Annotated in this window: 15 protein-coding genes and 8 tRNA genes; all 23 read left to right on the forward strand. The window is 45.9% G+C overall.

Features of this window, described 5'->3' with window-relative positions; translation table 11 throughout:
- The first annotated feature begins 127 nt into the window (after positions 1-127).
- Positions 128-201 (forward strand) — tRNA-Gln (locus tag ACTJKB_RS30270).
- A gap of 5 nt (positions 202-206) precedes the next feature.
- Positions 207-279: transfer RNA gene (locus ACTJKB_RS30275), tRNA-Lys, on the forward strand.
- A gap of 16 nt (positions 280-295) precedes the next feature.
- Positions 296-379 (forward strand) — tRNA-Leu (locus tag ACTJKB_RS30280).
- Between the two features lie 7 nt (positions 380-386).
- Positions 387-461 (forward strand) — tRNA-Gly (locus ACTJKB_RS30285).
- 7 nt (positions 462-468) lie between these two features.
- A tRNA-Arg gene (locus ACTJKB_RS30290) sits at positions 469-545 on the forward strand.
- A gap of 27 nt (positions 546-572) precedes the next feature.
- A tRNA-Pro gene (locus ACTJKB_RS30295) sits at positions 573-646 on the forward strand.
- Positions 647-658: 12 nt separating this feature from the next.
- Positions 659-732 (forward strand) — tRNA-Gly (locus tag ACTJKB_RS30300).
- Positions 733-747: 15 nt separating this feature from the next.
- Positions 748-821: transfer RNA gene (locus tag ACTJKB_RS30305), tRNA-Pro, on the forward strand.
- A gap of 562 nt (positions 822-1,383) precedes the next feature.
- On the forward strand, positions 1,384-4,176 hold the full coding sequence (gene ppc / locus ACTJKB_RS30310; protein WP_440837950.1) for a phosphoenolpyruvate carboxylase: 2,793 nt from the start codon (positions 1,384-1,386) through the stop codon (positions 4,174-4,176).
- Positions 4,177-4,738: 562 nt separating this feature from the next.
- Positions 4,739-5,305, forward strand: coding sequence for an RNA polymerase sigma factor SigW (gene sigW / locus ACTJKB_RS30315; protein WP_379162580.1), 567 nt, complete (start codon positions 4,739-4,741; stop codon positions 5,303-5,305).
- Positions 5,306-5,426: 121 nt separating this feature from the next.
- On the forward strand, positions 5,427-6,041 hold the full coding sequence (locus ACTJKB_RS30320; protein ID WP_440837951.1) for a zf-HC2 domain-containing protein: 615 nt from the start codon (positions 5,427-5,429) through the stop codon (positions 6,039-6,041).
- 208 nt (positions 6,042-6,249) lie between these two features.
- Positions 6,250-7,080: a diadenylate cyclase CdaA gene (gene cdaA, locus ACTJKB_RS30325; protein ID WP_440837952.1), complete on the forward strand. Its 831-nt coding sequence runs from the start codon at positions 6,250-6,252 to the stop codon at positions 7,078-7,080.
- Entirely contained in the window at positions 7,073-8,536 is a 1,464-nt protein-coding gene (locus ACTJKB_RS30330) for a CdaR family protein (protein ID WP_440837954.1), read from the forward strand. The genes cdaA and ACTJKB_RS30330 overlap by 8 nt, the downstream gene beginning before the upstream one ends.
- 110 nt (positions 8,537-8,646) lie before the next feature.
- Positions 8,647-9,987 carry a phosphoglucosamine mutase gene (glmM, locus tag ACTJKB_RS30335; protein ID WP_440837955.1) on the forward strand — a complete coding sequence of 447 codons (1,341 nt, stop codon included), beginning with the start codon at positions 8,647-8,649 and terminating at the stop codon, positions 9,985-9,987.
- Between the two features lie 688 nt (positions 9,988-10,675).
- Positions 10,676-12,508, forward strand: a complete 1,833-nt coding sequence (glmS, locus tag ACTJKB_RS30340) for a glutamine--fructose-6-phosphate transaminase (isomerizing) (RefSeq protein WP_074102802.1) — start codon at positions 10,676-10,678, stop codon at positions 12,506-12,508.
- Between the two features lie 373 nt (positions 12,509-12,881).
- Positions 12,882-13,664: a nucleoside phosphorylase gene (locus ACTJKB_RS30345; protein WP_440837957.1), complete on the forward strand. Its 783-nt coding sequence runs from the start codon at positions 12,882-12,884 to the stop codon at positions 13,662-13,664.
- 516 nt (positions 13,665-14,180) lie between these two features.
- Entirely contained in the window at positions 14,181-15,920 is a 1,740-nt protein-coding gene (locus ACTJKB_RS30350) for an ABC-F family ATP-binding cassette domain-containing protein (protein ID WP_440837958.1), read from the forward strand.
- 114 nt (positions 15,921-16,034) lie between these two features.
- Entirely contained in the window at positions 16,035-16,124 is a 90-nt protein-coding gene (locus tag ACTJKB_RS30355) for a DUF3502 domain-containing protein (RefSeq protein ID WP_440837959.1), read from the forward strand.
- 520 nt (positions 16,125-16,644) lie between these two features.
- Positions 16,645-17,883, forward strand: coding sequence for an ABC transporter substrate-binding protein (locus tag ACTJKB_RS30360; RefSeq protein ID WP_440837961.1), 1,239 nt, complete (start codon positions 16,645-16,647; stop codon positions 17,881-17,883).
- A gap of 63 nt (positions 17,884-17,946) precedes the next feature.
- The gene (locus ACTJKB_RS30365; RefSeq protein ID WP_440837963.1) at positions 17,947-18,918 is read left to right on the forward strand and encodes a carbohydrate ABC transporter permease; all 972 of its coding nucleotides are present in this window, start codon (positions 17,947-17,949) and stop codon (positions 18,916-18,918) included.
- Positions 18,919-18,921: 3 nt separating this feature from the next.
- Entirely contained in the window at positions 18,922-19,776 is an 855-nt protein-coding gene (locus tag ACTJKB_RS30370; RefSeq protein WP_440837964.1) for a carbohydrate ABC transporter permease, read from the forward strand.
- Positions 19,777-19,839: 63 nt separating this feature from the next.
- The gene (locus ACTJKB_RS30375) at positions 19,840-20,805 is read left to right on the forward strand and encodes a glycoside hydrolase family 43 protein (protein WP_440837965.1); all 966 of its coding nucleotides are present in this window, start codon (positions 19,840-19,842) and stop codon (positions 20,803-20,805) included.
- 327 nt (positions 20,806-21,132) lie between these two features.
- Positions 21,133-22,086: a phospho-N-acetylmuramoyl-pentapeptide-transferase gene (mraY, locus tag ACTJKB_RS30380; protein WP_440837967.1), complete on the forward strand. Its 954-nt coding sequence runs from the start codon at positions 21,133-21,135 to the stop codon at positions 22,084-22,086.

Below are 22,086 nucleotides of genomic sequence, written 5' to 3' on the forward strand. Positions count from 1 at the left end.
GAGGCTTAGCTCAGCTGGGAGAGCATCTGCCTTACAAGCAGAGGGTCGGGGGTTCGAACCCCTCAGCCTCCACCATAATCGTTCTCATATTGAAAGAGATTGTGGGCACACTATAGGTATCCATCATAGGGGATTAGCCAAGCGGTAAGGCAACGGACTCTGACTCCGTCATCATAGGTTCGAATCCTATATCCCCTGCCAAATGGGAGCCATTAGCTCAGTTGGTAGAGCACCTGACTTTTAATCAGGGTGTCGAAGGTTCGAGTCCTTCATGGCTCACTTTTATCTGTATCATGCGCGTGTGGCGGAATGGCAGACGCACCAGACTTAGGATCTGGCGTCTTACGACGTGGGGGTTCAAGTCCCTTCACGCGCACCACTTATTTGCGGACGTGGCTCAGCGGTAGAGCATCGCCTTGCCAAGGCGAGGGTCGCGGGTTCGATTCCCGTCGTCCGCTCCATAATTTTGCGCCCTTAGCTCAGCTGGATAGAGCGTTTGACTACGAATCAAAAGGCCGGGAGTTCGAATCTCTCAGGGCGCGCCATTTATACTTTCAGTACAATTTTATTAACGGGATGTAGCTCAGCTTGGTAGAGCACCTGGTTTGGGACCAGGGGGTCGCATGTTCAAATCGTGTCATCCCGATTTTACACCTGTGCGGGTGTAGTTCAATGGTAGAACTTCAGCCTTCCAAGCTGATAGCGTGGGTTCGATTCCCATCACCCGCTCCATAATTTTATACGTTTCGGGATGTAGCTCAGCTTGGTAGAGCACCTGGTTTGGGACCAGGGGGTCGCATGTTCAAATCGTGTCATCCCGATAATACAGCGCTTAAGCTGACAATGAACTCTTACTTCTGGTAGGAGTTTTTTTGTTAATCCAAAGCAAACATCACGAGAATCATAAAGAAATGTTATTATAACAACATCTAAGCTTGGTTATCAATTAATTAAACTTACGACAGGTATAAAAAATGCTATAAGAAAGTGAAATTTTGTTTAGGCAGTTTTAAGAAAATTCACAATTAGAATGTAAGTGAAAAAGTATACCTTGAAATGAAAAGTACTCAATAAAAGCCCTCTTTAATGTTAATAAAGTTTACATTGATGATGGCTTAAAGAATTTTTTATTGAAAGTTTTGTGATGTATCATCACATGGTCGCTACATAAACCCGACGCGGATCAGACAATATAATAGGAAGAAATACACAATATTTTTGTGACTGTATAAATAGTTGGATTGGTGTATAATCTTAATTGCTGTATCGCTTTACAGCGCAATAAAGTTGAAGATTTCCGGGCAGTTTTATTGTATGATATGAGGAAAGCTTCAAATAGACAATGTTAAAAGCATTGATCCGGAAGAGGATGGGGGGAGCAGCATGACCGAACTTACGACTGCCGTCAGCAAAAGCAATTCAAATAATCTGCTGCGGCGAGACGTACGGTTCCTGGGGAATATTTTGGGTGAAGTCTTGGTTCACCAAGGCGGTAACGAACTGTTGGATATCGTGGAGAAGATCCGTGAAACCAGCAAATCGCTGCGCTCATTGTTTTTGCCTGAACTGCACAATGAATTCAAGGAGCTAATTAATTCACTGGATCCGGAGAACCGCCACCAGGTGATACGGGCGTTTGCCATTTATTTTCAATTGGTGAACATCGCCGAGCAAAATCACCGGATTCGCCGCAAACGCGACTACGAACGTTCAGCCGGGGAGACCGTACAGCCTGGTTCTATCGAAAGCGCGATTCAAGAGCTCCGCGAGCGGGATTTCTCACACGAGGATGTTCATGAAATCATGAATGGTCTGTCTCTGGAGCTGGTCATGACCGCTCACCCTACGGAAGCCATGCGGCGGGCGATTCTTGATATTCATAAACGTATCTCCGATGATGTCATGGGTCTGGATAACCCTACCCTAACGTTCCGGGAACGTGAACAACTGCGGGAGAAACTGCTTAATGAGGTCATTACCTTGTGGCAGACGGATGAACTGCGCGACCGCAAGCCAACGGTGCTGGATGAAGTCCGCAATGGAATGTATTATTTCCATGAGACGATTTTCCAAGTGTTGCCGGATGTGTATCAAGAACTTGAACGATGTCTAAGCAAATATTATCCGGGCCAGAATTGGCACGTACCGACGTATCTGCGTTTTGGTTCGTGGATCGGCGGCGACCGGGACGGCAATCCTTCGGTGACCGCAGCTGTGACTCTGCAGACGCTGAGACTTCAGCGTAAGCTGGCGATTCGGGAATACCAGCGCATTATGCGCGAGCTGATGCAGTATCTGAGCTTTAGCACCAGTATCGTTAATGTAACGCCGGAGCTGCTGCAATCCATTGAATTGAACCGGAGTCTTATTAATCTGGATAAGTCAAAATCCTGGCATAATGATAATGAGCCCTACCGGATTAAACTTACCTATATGATCGCCAAGACGCAGAACGTTATGGATGATGAGAAGAAAGGCTCTTTGGAGCGGTACTCTTCACCGGAAGAATTTATAGATGATTTGAACGTGATCGACCGCAGTCTGCGCCATCACTATGCAGATTATGTAGCGGATACCTATATCAAGAAGCTGATTCGCCAGGTAGAGTTGTTTGGGTTCCATACTGCGACGCTTGATGTCCGCCAGCATAGTCAGGAGCATGAAAATGCGATGACTGAAATTCTGGCCAAAATGAACGTTACGCAGGATTACGCTAAGCTACAGGAGAATGAGAAGATCGATCTTCTAGAAAAGCTGCTTAATGATCCGCGTCCGCTGACTTCGCCTTATCAGTCCTACAGTGAGAGTACTGAAGAATGTCTTGCAGTATACCGTGCCATTTATACGGCGCAAGAGGAGTACGGCAAACAGTGTATTACCAGCTATCTAATCAGCATGGCTGAAGCCGCAAGTGACATTCTGGAGGTTATGGTATTTGCCAAAGAAGTCGGTCTGTTCCGAAAAGACAATGATGGTACTGTAGTTTGTACACTGCAGGCTGTACCGCTGTTCGAGACGATTGACGACCTTCATGATGCTCCACAAATTATGCGTACACTGCTTAACCTGCCGATCTACCGGGATGCGGTAAGGGCGATGAACGATCTGCAGGAGATTATGCTTGGGTATTCAGACAGCAACAAGGATGGCGGTGTGGTTACTGCCAATTACGAGTTGCGGGTTGCCCTCAAGGATATCACGGCTACGGCGGATGAATTCGGCATTAAGCTGAAATTTTTCCATGGCCGCGGCGGAGCTCTTGGACGTGGCGGCATGCCGCTGAACCGCAGTATTCTGGCGCAACCGGCTTCAACGATTGGCGGTGGTATCAAGATTACGGAACAGGGTGAAGTTATCTCCTCACGTTATTCGATGCAGGGGATTGCCTACCGTAGCTTGGAACAGGCAACATCCGCTTTGGTTACAGCCGCAATTAATGCCAGATCACCACAGACGGATCTATATGAGCCAAAATGGGAAAAAATTGTGGCCCGGATTTCTGAGGTTTCACTGAACAAGTATCAGGACCTGATCTTCCGTGATCCGGATTTCCTGACGTATTTCAAGGAGTCAACGCCGCTTCCTGAGGTTGGGGAGCTTAACATTGGTTCGCGTCCTTCCAAACGAAAGAATAGTGACCGGTTCGAGGATCTGCGTGCGATTCCTTGGGTATTTGCCTGGACTCAGAGCCGTTATCTGCTTCCTGCCTGGTACGCTGCCGGAACGGGTCTGCAGAGCTTCTATGACAACAAAGAAGAGAACCTGAAGGTAATGCAGCATATGTATGCAAACTTCTCGTTTTTCACTACATTAATTGATACGCTGCAGATGGCTATTGCCAAGGCGGACCTAATTATTGCCAAGGAATATGCCAGCATGGGCAAAAATGAAGAAGCGCGTCAGCGCATCTTCGGACAGATAGAAACGGAATTCAAGCTGACCTCCGAGCTGATTCTCAAAATCACCGGACAACAGGACATCTTGGATAATGTACCTGTTATTCAGGAATCCATTCGTCTGCGTAATCCATACGTTGACCCGCTGAGCTATTTGCAGGTTCAGTTATTGTCCGAGCTTAGAGCCTTGCGTGAAGTGGACGGCGATGACGCCGAACTTCTCCGCGAAGTGCTGCTCACTATTAACGGTATTGCCGCCGGATTACGGAATACCGGCTGATATCTGTACGAAGGTTCGTTTTTCGTTTTCGTTCAAAGTTGATCTAGAAGAAGTTGATTATATTATTTACAATCCCCGTTCGCCTCTGTATGGAGGTCGGACGGGTTTTTTTTAGTTCTGGATTAGTAAACCGGATAGCCGAAACTGTCGAAGGAACTGAGAGGAAGAGCTGGCAATACCAATTCCCTTTCCGTCCTTTGCCTTATCTCTTGTTGCCAATATGAATTTTGGCAGAGTAACAGATACTTGAACTTCAGGGGATGGAGCGGCGAAAGAGGATTTGGAATTGGAGGAGCGCAGCGTTCGCCCATATGGTCGGATTTCGATTGTGAGCAGTGGTTCAATCAGGAAATCTGACAATAACAGCGACTGGAAATCCAAATGTTCCTCGAATCTGCGATGAATCATCGGTTTTTAATGCAGCATGCTGTGCCCATCCTACATAGAAAGTGACAATACTATCCTTGATTTTTGACCAAACATGAATTACCATTTAAGAGCTTGTACCGTGGACATTCAAGAGATGAAAGACCAAGGGCGGCAAGTCTGGGGGAGTTAACAGGTGGAGAATTTGGAAGGCAGATTGACAAAGCTCGCCTTAAAGGGCGACCAAAGGGCATTTGCCGAGCTTGTGGAACTATATAAAGACAAAATATATCATTTGGCTTATCGGATGCTGAACAACCGCCATGAAGCGGAAGATATTGTTCAGGAAACGTTTTTGCGTGTGTATCGCAATTTGGACCGCTATGATGACAAACAAAAGTTTTCAACCTGGATCTACCGTATCGGCACGAACCTTTGTATTGACAGATTGCGTAAGCGGCGGCCCACATATTCGCTGGATGCGGAAATGAATGATCAGGAAGGCATTGATGGCTATTCCATGATTCCCAGTGATAATGTGACACCGGAAACAGAACTGCTGCTCTCAGAGACGCAGCGACTGATCTATGAGGCCATCGACAGTTTGCCTGTGAAATACAGATCAGTGATGATTTTGCGCTATCTGCAAGATTTGTCGCTCCAGGAAATTAGTGATGTCTTAGATATGCCTGTAACAACGATTAAGACCCGAGTACATCGCGGACGTGAATTTTTACGTAAAAAATTAGGGCCTAAAATGTAAAATAGATTATTTTTTATGAAACGTCTGATTGGCAGCGACGTATGTAAGTTAAGCAAGTCTTATGCGTCCTGCCCCTTTGTCTTGATATAATTAAATAGCACTCATGAAAGGATTGGCTCCTATGGAATGCAAACTGGCCGTCTCTATGATGCACGACTACCTGGATGACGACTTGCCCGAGCTGCAACAGAGGGAATTGAAGGAGCATCTTCTATCCTGTACAGATTGCCGTGCAAAGTTCAAAGAATTGGAACAGACCGATATGCTGATGTTTTCCCTGATGCACCAGAGTCCTGTGGCTTCGGAGGATCTTGTAGGCCGGATTATGAACTCTTTACCCCAAGCCAAGAAGGAACGCGCATTTGTGACCTGGATCAAGCGGCATCCCGCGCTTACAGCGGCGTCCGTGTTCATTCTGGTGATGCTGATGAGCTCCGTTACTTTTTGGAATCAGGATCGGCAGCTTGTGGTCAGGGGAACTGACCTGGAACAGGTTGTCATTCAAGGGAATACAGTCATCGTACCTTCTGGTAAAACGATATCTGGCGATCTAACGGTGGAGAACGGTAAAACTCAGGTATATGGGGAAGTGAACGGTAATGTGACTGTGATCGATGGCTCCTTGTACCAGGCTTCAACGGCTCATATCTCCGGGCAAGTCAAAAGCATAGACCAAGCGGTAAGTTGGCTCTGGTATAAAGTGACGAACATGTTCTCTGAAGTTGCCTACCGTTAAATAACACTTGGTTGCTTTTAGCAGGAATATTATTTGCGCCTCTTTTTCCGGAAAGATGGCGCTTTTTTGTTGCGTGGGTATAGGGCGATAGGTTTCCCCGGCGACTGAAACTTGCAACCTGGGCTGGAACGTTATAACCTAGATATGATACAGAACTTACAGACATTTTACATAAACCCAGCTAATATGAAATGACGGGGGTTTTGGCATGAGTTATTTTACAGATCTAACATGGAAAGAGTCCATTAAAGATATAATTGATATCCTGATTGTCAGCTATATCATCTACAAAGTGCTTAATATGGTACGTGGAACCCGGGCGATACAGCTGTTAAAAGGGATTCTGGTATTGGTTGTAATCTGGGCACTTAGTACCCTGCTCGATTTATATACGCTGAAGTGGCTGATGAACCAGATATTTACATTTGGGATATTTGCGATATTTATCATCTTTCAGCCGGAATTGCGAAGGGGGCTGGAGCAGCTTGGGCGGGGCAAGTTTTTTGGACGGGCTGCCGAGAATGATGAGGAAATCAGCAAATTGATTGGTGAAGTCATTAAAGCACTGAATTACTTGGCGCAACGAAAGATTGGGGCTTTAATTGTTTTTGAAAGAGCGACTGGGCTGAATGAATATACGGAGTCAGGGATTCCTATGCGGTCTGTAGTCAGCTCCGAACTGCTAATCAATATCTTTATTCCCAATACTCCGCTGCATGACGGTGCGCTCATTATGCAAGATGGGCAGATTGCCGCCGCTGCATGTTATTTGCCTCTCTCCGAGAATCCATTCATCAGCAAAGAGCTGGGTACACGTCACCGGGCTGCAATCGGGATTAGTGAGGTTGCGGATTCCGTCTCTGTCGTGGTCTCTGAAGAGACCGGACAGATATCTTTGGCAATTAACGGGCAGATCGTACGTGATATTAAGGAAGAATCTCTGATTTCCAAGCTCTATGAGGAACTTCGGGCCACCTCACCACTGAAGGAGAAGAGTTCCGCCTTTTGGAAACGGAGGGAGGATAAACGCAATGGATAAGTGGATGAAGAATAACAATTTCAACAAAATTCTCGCGCTTGCCTTCGCTATTATCCTTTGGATCATTGTTCATGTGGATACTGCACCCGCGAACCAGACAACGGTAAACATGGAGTCCAAAACCATAGAAAATGTGAAGATTGAAGATACCGGTTTTAATGAGGATAAATATGTAATCACTTCAAGGGATGCCGAAAGTGTCAGACTGGAAGTCATGGGCAAAAAATCGGATCTCACCTACAAGTTTTCTGATGCCTATAAAGTGTGGATTGATCTGAGCAATGTTCAGCCAGGAGACACTACGCTCCCCCTGCATTACTCACTGCCGAGCGGCGTAATGCTTGATGATATTATCCCCAATGAAGTGAATGTGCATGTGGAACTCCGGAATACTAAGTCTTTTCCAGTATCAATTATCACCAAGGGAAAGCCTGCGGCGGGTTATCAGGTCGGTACACCGGTCTTAGAACCAGCCGTTGAGGCGAAGGTTACTCTTGCTGCTAGTGAGCTTAGCAAGGTAGCCAAAGTACAGGGAACCATTGAACTGGACGGTGACAGTGAAACGATAAAAGAAAAGAAGCTGAAGCTCTATGCGTATGACAGCAGCGGTAACGAGATTAAAGATGCAGTTATCGAGCCGTCCTCCGTAATTGTGGAGCTGCCGATTACGCTCCCGTTCAAAAGCCTGCCGCTTGATATAAGTTTTAGCGGTCAACTGCCAGGTGGTGTGGCTTTGTCCAAGGTTACGCCTGAACAGGATACGGTAACAGTATATGGAAACGAAGAGTCCTTGGCTTCTTTATCATCCTATGAAGCGACATTGAACTTAGGTTCACTTGATTCTGCAGGCACTAAGGAGCTGAAACTGGAATTGACAGCTCCGGAGGGCACTGCCAAGATCGAGCCTGCGGTCTTAAATGTTTCTGTTGTGACCTCGGAAATTGCCGAGAGGACCATTAATAATATTCCTATCAAACTGGAAGGGGTAGATACCGGACTTACCGCTTTGATCACAGATCCTGCCAGTAAAACCGTTTCGCTGACTATATCAGGAGCCCCGAATCTGCTGGAACAGATGGATAAGAACAATATCAGCGTGGTAGCGGACGTCGTTGGCCTCACAGCCGGATCTCATGAGGTAACGTTGCATGTCTCACTGCCCAGGTTCATTGCCCTAGGGAATGCTTCAGAACGTCTCAGGGCAACTGTGGAGCTGAACGCTCCCGCAACGCCAAAGGCCGCAGAGACTCCTGATAACGGCAGCGCGGGGACGGTAGTGACCTCAGAGCCTAGTGCTGAGCCTGCCTCTGGTGAAGAGAGCCCGACAGAGCCTGCCCAGAGTGGGGATAATGCTGTTCCTACAGCTACGCCAACTCCATCCGAAGGCACGGCTGAGATCAGTGGTACTTCAGGTGCGAACGGAACGATGAATACCGGTAGTCCTGGCGGAACGTAACTTTTTCGGTCAGTAAACGTCTATAATATGTGACATAGGTACCCGAAATAAGAGTTCATTCATACAATAATTCATTAAGCTAATGTAGCGTATTCAAAAGGAGAAAAAAGATGGGTAAGTATTTTGGAACAGATGGTGTACGCGGAGTCGCAAACCGTGAATTAACAGCAGAAATGGCCTACAGTATTGGCCGCTGTGGTGGGTATGTATTGGCTGGTAATGTAGAGAAGCCCAAGGTGGTCATTGGCATGGACACTCGCATCTCGGGTCCTCTTCTGGAATCGGCGCTTGTAGCGGGCATGTTGTCCATTGGTGCTCAAGTAATCCGGTTAGGTGTTGTAAGTACGCCTGCTGTGGCTTATATTACAAGATTGCTTAAGGCGGATGCAGGAGTAATGATTTCAGCTTCACATAATCCTGTTGAAGATAACGGCATTAAGTTCTTTGGCGGGGACGGTTTTAAGCTGACGGATGAAACCGAACTGCGGATTGAAGAACTGATGGATGCGGAGATCGATGAATTGCCACGCCCTGTAGGTGCAGGTCTGGGAACTGTAAGTGTAGATAATGATGCGAAATATTTATATTTGAACTATCTCAAAACAACGATTTCCCAAAGCTTCACAGGACTTAAGGTAGTGCTGGACTGTGCACATGGAGCGGCTTATGAATTGGCCCCACGCTTGTTCAGAGAGCTTGGTGCAGAAGTGATCGCCATTGGTTCTGAGCCTGATGGGCTGAACATTAATGACGGCTTTGGCTCCACGCATCCGGAAACTCTGCGGCAGGAAGTGCTGCGCCAAGGCGCGGATCTGGGACTTGCTTTTGACGGAGACGCTGACCGGTTGATTGCCATCGATGAGAATGGCGACGAAGTTGACGGTGACTTTATCCTTTGCATCTGCGGAGATGCGATGAACCGTGCCGGCAAGCTTAAGGATGGCACTATTGTATCCACAGTAATGAGTAATATTGGTTTCTATAAAGCAACAGAACAACTGGGTCTAAATACAGCCAAAACCGCGGTCGGTGACCGTTATGTGATGGAAGAAATGCGCCGGGGCGGATACAATTTGGGCGGAGAACAGTCCGGTCATGTTATTTTCCTGGATTACAATACAACAGGTGATGGTATTCTGACGGCAATCCAATTGGTGGACACCATGAAGTCATCCGGCAAGAAACTCAGTACACTGAAATCAATGATGACCCAATACCCGCAGGTGCTTGTGAATGTTCGGGTTCAGGATAAGACTAATTATCCCAACAACCCGGCCATTGAAGCGGCTATTCAAGAGGTTGAAGGCAAGCTTGGTGATAACGGCCGAGTGCTGGTGCGTCCTTCCGGAACTGAACCGTTGATTCGGGTTATGGCAGAAGGTCCGGATAAGGCGGAGCTGGATCTCTATGTAGGCCAAATTGTTGATGTCGTTCAGCGTGAACTGGTGTAAATTAATAATATTATGTTAAGAAGTTCGGCCGGTGAGGAGAAATGCTTAAGGCATCTTCACCGGCTGCATCTGTATATTGTCCAATTTCTTATAATAGCTGCCAAAAGTAATCATGCGTTACAGCATTGCCAAAACGATGTAAGGTGCATATAATAGATAAGGTGTCATTCCAGAAGGAAAGCGGGGATAGTAAGGTTGGCAACAGCAAGCGCCAGAGCTTGATCTTGCGCGGGGGAGAAGGGACAGCCATTAAGTTGCCGGATAGCGGCAGGGCTTGAACGGATCACGGCAGATGTAAGCTGACGAGGTGGAGGTGTTCGAAATGTTCGGCGGGGACCTCCCGGTGATGCACCAGAGCCGTAAATGGAAACGGAAAATGCGAGGGCGACCTTTCACACAACGTTTCTGTGGGTGCAAGCAGAAGTAGTACAATTCATGGGCTTACGCAATAACGGAAAGAAACACTAAGCGTTCTGCCACGGCAGAGGAGAAGACTGTACATTTCATGAACATAGTTGCAAGTGAAAAGGTAATGAACCGGATATTGTCCTTTTAAGGGCTGCTTAGCCGTGTCCACTTGACTGAGTCTGAAATACAACAGAATATTTGCTTTTTCTCAAAAACATGCCGCACGGCACGTTTCTTTCCTTATGCCGCCCACACTATAAATCGGACGGAGGAAATTATTATGTGTGGTATTGTAGGATATATCGGGAATCAGAATTCGCAGGGGATCTTGGTAGAGGGTTTGAAGAAGCTTGAGTATCGTGGGTATGATTCAGCCGGGATTGCTGTGTTCACCAAGGAAGGACTCCAGGTCGTAAAAGCACAGGGCCGTATGGCGAACCTTGAATCCAGACTTGAAGCTACTCCACTAACAGGAAGTGCCGGAATCGGACATACACGCTGGGCAACCCACGGCAAGCCTTCTGATGAGAACTCCCACCCGCATACTGATGAGAGCCAGAAATTCTCAGTCGTACACAACGGTATTGTGGAGAACTATCTTGATCTTAAAGAAGAACTGATTGCCGGAGGATGCCACTTTACTTCCGAAACGGATACGGAGGTTATTTCGCACCTGATCGCCCGTGAATATGAAGGAGATATCGTGAAAGCTGTACAAAAAGCGATCACCTTCATGCGTGGTGCATTTGCACTTGGAGTTCTGACTGAATATGAACCCGACAAACTGGTGGCTGTACGTCAAGCAAGTCCACTCATCATTGGCTTGGGTGAAGGTGAAAACTTTATCGGGTCCGATATTCCTGCTTTGCTGGAATATACCCGCAACGTATATATTTTGAACGACGGCGAAATGGCTGTGTTGACACGGGATGCTGTCGAATTGATGACGATTGAAGGCAATTTTATTTCTCGGGAAATGATTACTGTCGATTGGGATGCTGTTACTGCGGAAAAAGGCGGCTATGAGCATTTCATGCTGAAAGAAATCCACGAGCAGCCAAAAGCATACCGCGATACTATGCGCGGACGTATGAACGCTGAAGGCAACAAAGTTATTCTGCCAGAACTTAACCTGACCGAAGAGCAGATCAAGAACATCCGCAACGTTCAGATCGTTGCTTGCGGGACTGCCTATAACGCAGGTCTTGTTGGACGCAACCTGATTGAATCCTTGGTGCGTATTCCTGTAGAAAATGATATCGCTTCGGAGTACCGTTACCGTTCGCCGATCGTTACACCGGAAACACTGGTTATCGTAGTCAGCCAATCCGGCGAGACTGCTGATACACTAGCTGCACTGCGTGAAGGCCAAGCGAATGGTGCGCATGTGCTCGCTATCACCAACGTAGTGGGAAGCTCCATTGCCCGGGAAGCAAACAGTGTATTGGTAACTCTGGCTGGTCCGGAAATCGCTGTTGCTTCGACCAAAGCATATACTTCCCAGCTGATTGCCTTCACTTTGCTCGGTCTGTACCTGGCTGAGGTACGCGGAACGCAATCTGAACCTGAGGTTGCCAAAATTCTGGCAGCTATGCAGTCCCTGCCGGAGCAAGTAGAAGTAATTCTGGCGCAAAAAGAAGCGATCAAGACTTATGCTGAACAAATCGCTAAGCATGAGCACCTGTTCTTCATCGGCCGCGGCGTAGATTATGCTGTTGCTCAGGAAGGCTCGCTGAAACTGAAAGAAATCTCATACATTCACTCCGAAGCTTATGCTGCAGGTGAATTGAAGCATGGTACCCTGGCGCTGATTGAAGAAGGCGTTCCTGTCATTGCCCTGGCAACTCAGGAATCCGTTCTCGAGAAAACCGTCAGCAATATCAAGGAAGTCAAAGCCCGCGGCGCACATGTGCTGGCCATCACTCATGAAGAGCATGCAAACGACCTGCTTAGATCTGTTGACCAGGTGTTCGTGATTCCTCAGACACTGCCGCTACTGACCTCTGCGTTGTCTGTTGTTTCGCTGCAATTGCTGGCTTACTACGCATCGCTGGCTCTGGGCCACGATGTGGATAAACCGCGTAACTTGGCGAAGAGCGTTACGGTGGAGTAGGGTAGGGAAAGATACAGCAGCTGTTGTCCGGTGACAAAAAAGTAGGGAACCAGTAAAGAAAGTCTGGAACCAATGTTAAAATTGTGGAACCAGTAAAAAAAGTGTGGAACTATATTAAACATCATGAGCCGTCCTGCATTTGAGGACGGCTTATTTTTGCGCATATAGCATGATCTTTCTTTCTGAAGAGAGTGGAACTTCACAGGATATATGATTGGGTAGAACAGCTGCTTTATTCTTATATCGAGCAGGGATAGCTAAATAAACTCGCGAATATTCTTCATATAGAGGTGTTTACGAAGTTCGTAAATTAGATGTTATAAGTAATTGCCGCTAAGAAATAGTAAAAAAGTTACTTTGGAGGTAAGTCGAGATGGAGAGCAAAAAAATCGATATTAAAGAGTTTCCGATATTGGAATTTGATGAATCGCGAGTTGCTATAATAGAAGCAACTAATTTTATCAAGCCAAAAGAAGAATTTGAATACTGTATAATAACATTTTTTCGAGATGCAATTGAAAAAATGAAAACTGAGGGGAAGTTGAAAGAAGTTGCGTGTCTACATTGCGAGACGGTAGATTTACCAATATATGAAACGTATTTTCAAGGGAAAAAAATACATATTACTCTGGGATATTTAGGGGCTGCAGGCTCAGCAGGATTCTTAGAAGAATTGATAGCGTATGGATTTCAGAAATTTATAGTTTGTGGTGGTGCAGGTGTACTTAAAAAGGACATTGCAGTTGGACATTTAATTGTACCAATTTCTGCGGTGAGAGATGAAGGGGTATCATACCATTACATTAAGCCATCTAGAGAAATCGAATGTGATCCAGAAGTTTTGAAAATCATAGAGGACGATTTTAATATACATAATATTAGGTATATAAAGGCAAAAACTTGGACGACAGACTCATTTTATAGAGAGACTAAAGAAAAAGTTGAGTTGCGGAAAGCTGAAGGGTGTGTAACTGTAGAAATGGAAGCAGCAGCATTTATGGCCGTTTCAAAATTCAGAGAAGTTAAATTAGGAATTATCTTGTATGGCGGTGACGATTTAAGTGGAGTCGAATGGGATAGTCGAAGTTGGAATAGTAGAACAGAAATAAGAATAAACCTTGTTCAGATATCTTTACGGATATGTAGTTCTTTATAAGAGGCGGCTACAACATATAACACCGTATTCACGCTGCGGCCCCTGACGGGGCCTTGGTCTGCAAGAGGCATTTCGAGGAAGCGGATTCCGCAGACAACCCTTAAGTGTCGGAGCCACCCAATCCTAGCGGACCTTAAGCCTCTCGGGTTCGTGAATACAACAACATTATAGGAAATTTCATGCAAAACTTTTTTATGTGTGAGACGCCTATGAAGTGGAGTAAACTTATGAAAAACATTGAAGGCATGATTTATGAGCCGCTAAGAACTTAAAATTTTATAATACAGTTTACATTGTGCAGCTACATTCGTTACAACGCCAATCCGTTGATGACTATAATATAACGAAAGATATCACGTGTTACCTAGGAACACCGCAGTGTCATTCAGAACTTCATTGCCCTGTCGTTATGTTCAAAGACAACAATCCAAAAGACATTTGTGGTAAACTTAAAATCTATGCTCTTCAATACATCTGATAATGGTCACAAATTTAGTTATAAAGAAAGGTAACACTATGATAAAAGTTGATAACTTATCCTTCTCATTTCCGCAAAAAGAACTATATAAAAACATTTCATTCACGCTTGAAGAGGCAGAACATTGCGCTTTTATTGGAACAAGTGGCAGTGGGAAAAGTACACTGATCGATATACTGATGGATCCAGAAAGATATTTGTATGATGGCATGTTATCGATAGACCCCACTTGCACAATTGGATTTGTAAGTCAGTTCTCTCAACCAGACAAATCTCAAGAAACAACAGTTTTTGAATATATCGGCGAAAAGTTTATTCAGATTCAAAATGAAATAAACTCTATTCTCACTGAAATGGAGACAGCCACAGATATTGATCCGTTACTTGAAAAGTATCAATTAGCCTTAGATGCATTTGATGCAATGGGTGGGGATGATTTTGAGAGCAACATTAATAAGAAGCTGAATCTGGCAGACCTCATGAGGCTTAAGGAAATTAGGGTATCTGACCTGAGTGGCGGGGAATTCAAACTTATTCAAGTAATGAAGGAAATGCTTAATCATCCAGACTTACTGATTATGGACGAACCTGATGTGTTTTTAGACTTTGAAAACTTAAATGCGCTTAAACATCTAATTAATTCTCACAAGGGAATACTGCTGGTTGTTACGCACAACCGATATTTATTGAATCATTGTTTCAACAAAATTATTCACCTTGAAAACATGGAGATCCAAGAGTTTGACGGGCGATATATTGAATATAACTTCTCCTTACTTCAAACTAAAATTGAGCTGCAAGAACTCGCAGTCGCTGAAGAGGAAGAAATTAAGAGAAACGACAATATCATCGATAATCTTAGAGCTATCGCAACTTATAATTCCGAAGCATCCAGAGGGAAAGCATTAAAAGCCAGGGTTAAATTTCAGGAAAGATTGGAAGCGCGCAGAATTAAGGCACCTTTCGTAGATATTAAGCAACCGGATATCAGTTTTGGTGTGGATAAAGAAATGGAAGACACCGTTGTTATAAATGTTAATGATTACAGTATTTCCTTTGATGAGCTTCTTTTGGAAAATGTTAACTTTGAGATAAAATCTACGGATAAAGTAGCCCTAATCGGTCCAAACGGCACGGGGAAAACGACGCTACTCCGGGAGATCTTTAAAAATAATCATGATTGCATTGAAATCAATGCTGAGGTTAAAGTGGCTTATCTATCTCAGCTTCAAGGCGAAATGCTGAAGGATTCCAATACTATTCTTGAGGAATTCATCGATGCCGGGTTTGCAACGTATGATGAGATTAGATCACATCTATCCAACTATGGCTTTGAAGGTGAAATCGTTAATCAAAAGATAGAGTCATTATCTGGCGGAGAAAAAAACATACTTCAATTGGCTAAGGTTTCTGCCAGTAAAGCAAATGTATTGCTTCTTGATGAACCGACAAGCCATTTAGACACCTATACACAAATAGCTCTTGAGAAAGCCATTGAAGACTATAAAGGTGCGATTCTAATGATTTCTCATGATTTCTATTCCGTGGTAAACGGCATGGATTATGTCCTGATCATTGACGATAAGACGATTAGAAAAATGAGTATGCGAAAATTCAGAAAGATGATTTATGCCAGTCATTTTGATAAAGACTATTTAGAAACGGAACAACAGAAAAAATCAGTGGAAACAAAAATAGAAGTGGCTTTAAAAAATACCGATTTTGAACTGGCAAAAGTATTGGTTGAAGAGCTAGAAGAGCTGATTAAGCTGCTATAAATCATAATCTCTGTAAGCTGCTCATTCCATTGGGCGGCTTTTTTATGCTCGGACTGGCAGGCCTATCCCCTTCCTGCCGGACCGGATGGTTTAAAGGGCAAGGCGCAGAAGCCATTGTTATCCGCCCAAAAATCCGCCGGCCTCGACAAAGTCATTGCCGAAAAGCAAAAGCAGCTTAATGAATTCCTCGCCAGCCAGAAATAAACTCATCTGGTTCATAAAAAAGCAGTGAACGGAAAGTCCCGACTGATCCATTTGGATCAGCGGGACTTTCAAGCTGAAATGGTGATATAACTGGCTTCGACCGTCGTTGCTACGGGATGAGGCCTTTTTGTCATTTTCAGGTCGAAAATCAGGGGACAAAGAGGATTCAGGAGGTTGCTGATTCATTTCATTTATTATCTTTATGCCTGGGATCGATCGAAATCTAATAAAAGTGGAATTTTTCCCAATGAGTGGTTCCTTATGCACGCGGGTCATCAGTTCTATAATTATGAATGCGGTTACACAAAACCGAGGAATCAATATAAAGGGGAGGCAAAGTATGAAAAGTATGAAACGTGTTTTAGTGGGGATCTCTACAATGCTTGTGATGACATCTGCTCTCACAGCGTGTGGCGGAAACTCAAATTCCAATTCAAACTCAAATTCATCCAGCCCAAGCGCAAGTCCAGCTCCATCCGCCAGTACTGCCGCGGCTCCAGCAGCCGGGAAGGGCGAAAAAGTGACCATCAATCTATGGAGCTTCACGGACGAGATTCCAAACATGACCAAGAAGTATATGGAAACCCATCCCGATGCAAATGTGGAGTTCAAATCTACAGTTATTGCAACCACGGATGGCGCTTATCAGCCTGCACTTGACCAGGCTCTGGCCGCTGGCGGCAAAGATGCACCGGACATTTATGCAGCTGAATCGGCGTTCGTGCTTAAGTATACACAAGGTGACGCATCCACCTATGCTGCTAACTATGCTGATCTGGGCCTTGATGACCAAATGGTTAAGGACGCGGGCATCGCCCAATATTCAGTTGATATCGGCAGCAAAGACGGGCAGTTGAAAGGCCTCGGCTACCAGGCAACTGGCGGAGCCTTCATCTATCGCCGCTCGATTGCCAAGGATGTATTTGGAACCGATGACCCGGCTACCATCAAAACTGAAGTTGGACCCGGCTGGGATAAATTCTTCGATGCAGCTAAGAAGCTGAAAGCTAAAGGATACGGCATCGTATCCGGCGACGGCGATATCTGGCACCCGATCGAGAACAGTTCTGACACAGGCTGGCTGGTTGATGGCAAACTGCATATTGATCCGAAACGCGAACAGTTCCTGGATCTCTCCAAAAAGCTGAAAGACAATGGTTATCATAACGATACTACAGACTGGACCGAAGCATGGTACGCGGATATGTCCGGTACCGGCGCTCAGCCAATCTTCGGATTCTTCGGTCCTGCTTGGCTCATCAACTACGTGATGAACGGTCAAGTGAAAGACACGAATGGCGACTGGGCAGTTACTGAGCCGCCGACAGGTTTCTTCTGGGGCGGCACCTGGCTGCTGGCTAACAAAGACGTGACCAAGGACGATGCTAAGAAGCAAGCAGTTGCTGACTTTGTGAAGTGGGTTACCCTTGATACTTCCGAAACAGGCCTCCAGTATTACTGGGCTAACGGCACGATGAAGGAAGGCGAGCAGGGCACGAAGGATAGCGTTGCTTCCTCCGTGGTAATGTCGAAATCCAACGGTGAAGTTCCACTGCTCGGCGGACAAAACATGTTTGACGTGTTCGTTCCAGCCAATGCTAACGCTTCAGGTAAGAACTTGACCCAGTTCGATGAAACCATCAACAAGATCTGGCGAGATCAAGTACGCGAATACACTGCAGGCAATAAAACCCGTGATAAAGCAATCGAAACCTTCAAGCAGCAAGTCAAAGACCAGCTTGGCATTGAAAGCGAATAAGAAGGAATCGGAGGGGCGGGGGAGTTATTCCCGCCCCTTCATATCAACTAATGAGGTGAGAGCATGCGCCGCAAAGATGTCAGCTATGCGAAATACGGTTATATCTTTACTTTTCCATTTGTCCTTGCATTCCTGATTTTCTCACTGTACCCCATTCTATACACGGCAGTGATCGGATTTACCGATATGAAGGGACTAATACCTAAGCCGATTCATATCCTGGATAACCCTTTTCAAAATTTCAAGGATCTTCTCTTTGATAACCCTTCGTTCCGGAAGTCTCTGATTAACACGGGGCTGCTCTGGATTACGAACTTCGTCCCTCAGATGCTTCTTGCGCTCCTCTTAACCGCATGGTTCACGAACCGGCGCCTTAACATAAAAGGACAAGGCTTGTTCAAGGTTCTGCTCTATATGCCTAATATTATCACTGCGAGTACAATTGCTGTGCTATTCAGCACTTTGTTCGCGTACCCAATAGGTCCGGTAAACAGTTTGTTTCAAATGCTAGGATGGACGGATGGTCCGATATTCTTCCTGCAGGATAAGACGACAGCGCGTGGCATTGTGTCATTCATCCAGTTCTGGATGTGGTACGGCAACACCATGATCGTCCTGATCGCAGGCGTTATGGGGATCAATCCCGCGCTCTTCGAGTCTGCAGCGATTGACGGCGCTAACGGATTTCAGACCTTCTTCCGTATTACACTGCCGAGTCTGCGTACAATATTGCTGTTCACCCTGATTACCTCGATGGTGGGTGGTTTGACCATGTTCGATATTCCGCAATTATTCCTTACAGGCGGACCGGATGACTCCACGCTTACCACGTCCATGTTTATCTACGGGCAGGCATTCAAGGGCAGTTACATGTATAACCGTGCTGCAGCAGCGAGTATGATTATGTTCGTAATTTCAGCTTTGCTGTCGGGCTTGCTGTTCTACGTGATGCGCGACCGCGATGCGGCCAAACTAAAGAAAATCCAAAAACAAAAGTACAGAAACGCTGCTCAAGCAGCCGCGAGGGAGGTGTAGGGCATGGATAAATTATCAGAAAATGGTAAAGTGAGCCGGAGAATAAACAAAACCATCATCTATGTGGTCTGCATCGCTTTGGCGGTGCTCAGCATTCTGCCGTTCTGGATCATGTTTGTAAACGCCACACGCTCTACACCGGAAATCCAGAGCGGAATCTCGCTACTCCCTTCGTCCCACATGATGCGCAACCTGCAGGTACTGCTCGACAAGAGCTTTGATCCGATTCAAGGGTTCATGAACTCTTTCATTATCGCAAGTTCTGCAACACTCTGTACCGTCTATTTCTCGTCCCTGGCTGCCTATGGGCTCGTAACGTATAGCTGGAAGCTGCGGGGGCCATTCTTTACCTTCATCATGTGCGTAATGATGATTCCTTCCCAGGCAAGCGCGATCGGGTTCTATCAGTTCATGTATAAACTGCATTGGACGAACAATTTCCTTCCGCTGATTCTGCCTGCGATTGCAGCGCCGGCGGTAGTGTTCTTCATGCGCCAATACCTGCTCGCCACACTGTCAATTGAGATTGTAGAGGCAGCACGGGTAGACGGATCTGGCGAGTTCCGCACGTTCAACCGGATTATCATGCCGCTGATGATGCCGGCAATAGCGACACAAGCGATCTTTGCTTTTGTAGCCAACTGGAACAACCTGTTCATGCCGATGATTCTCCTTACACAGAAAGAGAAGTACACGATGCCGATCATGGTAAGTTTGCTTCGCGGTGATATTTACAAGATGGAGTTCGGCTCGATCTACATGGGTCTAGCTTTGACGGCACTGCCGTTGTTTGTGGTGTACTTCCTGCTATCCCGGTATATTATCGCAGGTGTAGCACTGGGAGGCGTGAAGGAATAATTTTACGGTCAGGCTTGTTTCGATGACGGGCGTCAACATTTCAATGAGGGGGAGAATTCTGCTATGGCAGCGCAAAATAAACCGCTAGTTACCCAACTCTATACAGCCGATCCTTCCGCTCATGTATTTGAGGGCAAGCTGTATATTTACCCATCTCATGATATCGACCATGATGGTCCTACAAACGATAATGGCGACCAATATGCGATGGAAGATTATCATGTATTTTCTTTGGAAAATCCGTCGTCACCGTGTGTAGATCACGGAGAGGCGCTTCATCTCCGGGATGTCCCCTGGGCTTCAAAGCAAATGTGGGCACCCGACGCCGCGTACCGGAAGGGGACCTATTACTTGTTTTTTCCGGCCCGGGACAAGGAGGGCGTTTTTCGCATTGGAGTAGCAACGGCAACTTCTCCAGCGGGTCCTTTTCAGGCTCAGGAAAGCTATATCGAAGGGAGTTTCAGCATCGATCCCGCCGTGTTTGTTGACGAAGACGAAAGAGCTTATATGTATTTTGGCGGCTTATGGGGCGGACAATTAGAAAAGTGGCAAACCGGAGCGTACCAGCCGGATGCAGCCGAGAAAGACGCAGGGGAACCGGCTTACTGCCCACGGGTAGCGGAGCTGAGTGAAGACTTGCTGTCCTTCGAGTCGGCTCCGAGGGAAATTACCATTACCGATGAAGAAGGGAACGCTATCCTTGCGGGTGATGAAGACAGGAGATATTTCGAAGGCCCATGGATGCATAAGTTTAAGGGGAAATATTATCTGTCATACTCGACGGGCACGACCCATAAAATCGTCTATGCTGTGAGCGACAAGCCTTGTGGACCTTTTGTGTTTCAAGGAACCATTCTGGAACCCGTCGTGGGCTGGACGACCCACCATTCCATCGTGGAATTTAACGGGAAATGGTACTTGTTCTACCATGACGCCTCCTTGTCCGGCGGCGTGGACCACAAACGCTGTGTCAAATTTACGGAGCTCCATTATGAAGAAGACGGTAGAATCCGGCCGGTACTTCTCTAATCGAATGCCCCGCCTCAACTACCTCTGTTCTACAGAGATAAGGATGTCTTGAAGCTAACGCTTTAAGGCATCCTTATTTGCGTTTCTTTGAAAATTTTTATGAACCGGATCTAAAACAGGAAATGAAAACAGAATAATTTCTCTTTATCAGAAGTTTTTTTATCTTTATCATTTAACTAAAGATAGAAGTGAAAGGAATGATAACGAGATACATAATTCAAGCTAGCTCAATAATTCTAAAAGCGAATTTTGTGAGTGTGGGTTAGTTTCCAGAGTGAGATCACTTCGATGAAAGTGAGCAGTTTTTTAAGAAGAGGTGTTCGTCATATGTACGGAATTTTGGCTGTTTCCAGCTTGTCTTTCCTTCTGGTGGCGTTATTTACGCCGCTGTTGATCTGGACGCTGCGCAGATTGAGTCTAACACAGCCGATTCGCGCCGAGCTTCCAGCAGAGCATCAGGCCAAACGAGGTACACCGCTTATGGCAGGTCTTATCCTGTTTATCGGGATAGGGATTTTGCTGCAGTTTCGTCCTGGGCCTCTAATGTTGCTCTTATGCGTTACGTTTCTATTATTCAGCTCGGTCGGATTTCTGGATGATTTCAAAAAGGCCTTCCGGCAAAACCCGTCCGGCATCTCCGGCCGCATGAAGCTGGTGCTTCAATTTATATATACTGGAACCATTTTGTATACGTTGTTCTATTCGTTTGGCCTGACGAGCGATATTGCGTTAATTCATGGGTATCACCTACACTTGCCTGTATACCTGTATGTGGCAGTCATGTTGCTGTTTGTGGTCGGATCTGCGAATGCGATCAATTTTACGGACGGTCTTGATGGGCTGCTGATCAATGTGGCCGTTCCGACGTATTTTTTCTTTTTTTTGATTTCGGACAAACCTGAAGTGCAGGCATTTTCACTTGTCATGATTGGCTGTCTGCTTGGGCTTTTCCTGTATAACATTTATCCGGCAAAAGTGTTTATGGGTGATACGGGGTCACTGGCAATTGGAGGTTCCCTTTCCTTTTTAGCCGTCATTGAGAAGGTAGAGATTCTGATTCCAATTCTGTTTGTTGTTTATTTGGCGGAGCAGGTGTCGGTCATTTTGCAGGTGTGGTGGTACAAAAGGACGAAGTTGCGGCTGTTCCGGATGGCCCCGATTCATTACCATTTCAGCCTGAAGTACGGATGGAGCGAAAACAAAGTCGTGATGGTTTTCGGTTTCATTTCGTGGGTATCCGTTCTTTTCTGCTGGTTGGCCTGGAAATATCTCATGCACTAA

The sequence above is a fragment of the Paenibacillus sp. 22594 genome (genome assembly GCF_052044425.1).
GTDB lineage: Bacteria > Bacillota > Bacilli > Paenibacillales > Paenibacillaceae > Paenibacillus_AQ.

Bases quoted from the DNA above. Each gene is read 5' to 3' on its own strand.
- ACTJKB_RS30370 (WP_440837964.1), top strand. From the start codon at position 18,922: ATGGATAAATTATCAGAAAATGGTAAAGTGAGCCGGAGAATAAACAAA.
- mraY (WP_440837967.1), top strand. From the start codon at position 21,133: ATGTACGGAATTTTGGCTGTTTCCAGCTTGTCTTTCCTTCTGGTGGCG.
- ACTJKB_RS30365 (WP_440837963.1), top strand. From the start codon at position 17,947: ATGCGCCGCAAAGATGTCAGCTATGCGAAATACGGTTATATCTTTACT.
- ACTJKB_RS30350 (WP_440837958.1), top strand. From the start codon at position 14,181: ATGATAAAAGTTGATAACTTATCCTTCTCATTTCCGCAAAAAGAACTA.
- glmM (WP_440837955.1), top strand. From the start codon at position 8,647: ATGGGTAAGTATTTTGGAACAGATGGTGTACGCGGAGTCGCAAACCGT.
- ACTJKB_RS30375 (WP_440837965.1), top strand. From the start codon at position 19,840: ATGGCAGCGCAAAATAAACCGCTAGTTACCCAACTCTATACAGCCGAT.
- ppc (WP_440837950.1), top strand. From the start codon at position 1,384: ATGACCGAACTTACGACTGCCGTCAGCAAAAGCAATTCAAATAATCTG.
- ACTJKB_RS30320 (WP_440837951.1), top strand. From the start codon at position 5,427: ATGGAATGCAAACTGGCCGTCTCTATGATGCACGACTACCTGGATGAC.
- ACTJKB_RS30345 (WP_440837957.1), top strand. From the start codon at position 12,882: ATGGAGAGCAAAAAAATCGATATTAAAGAGTTTCCGATATTGGAATTT.
- cdaA (WP_440837952.1), top strand. From the start codon at position 6,250: ATGAGTTATTTTACAGATCTAACATGGAAAGAGTCCATTAAAGATATA.
- glmS (WP_074102802.1), top strand. From the start codon at position 10,676: ATGTGTGGTATTGTAGGATATATCGGGAATCAGAATTCGCAGGGGATC.
- ACTJKB_RS30330 (WP_440837954.1), top strand. From the start codon at position 7,073: ATGGATAAGTGGATGAAGAATAACAATTTCAACAAAATTCTCGCGCTT.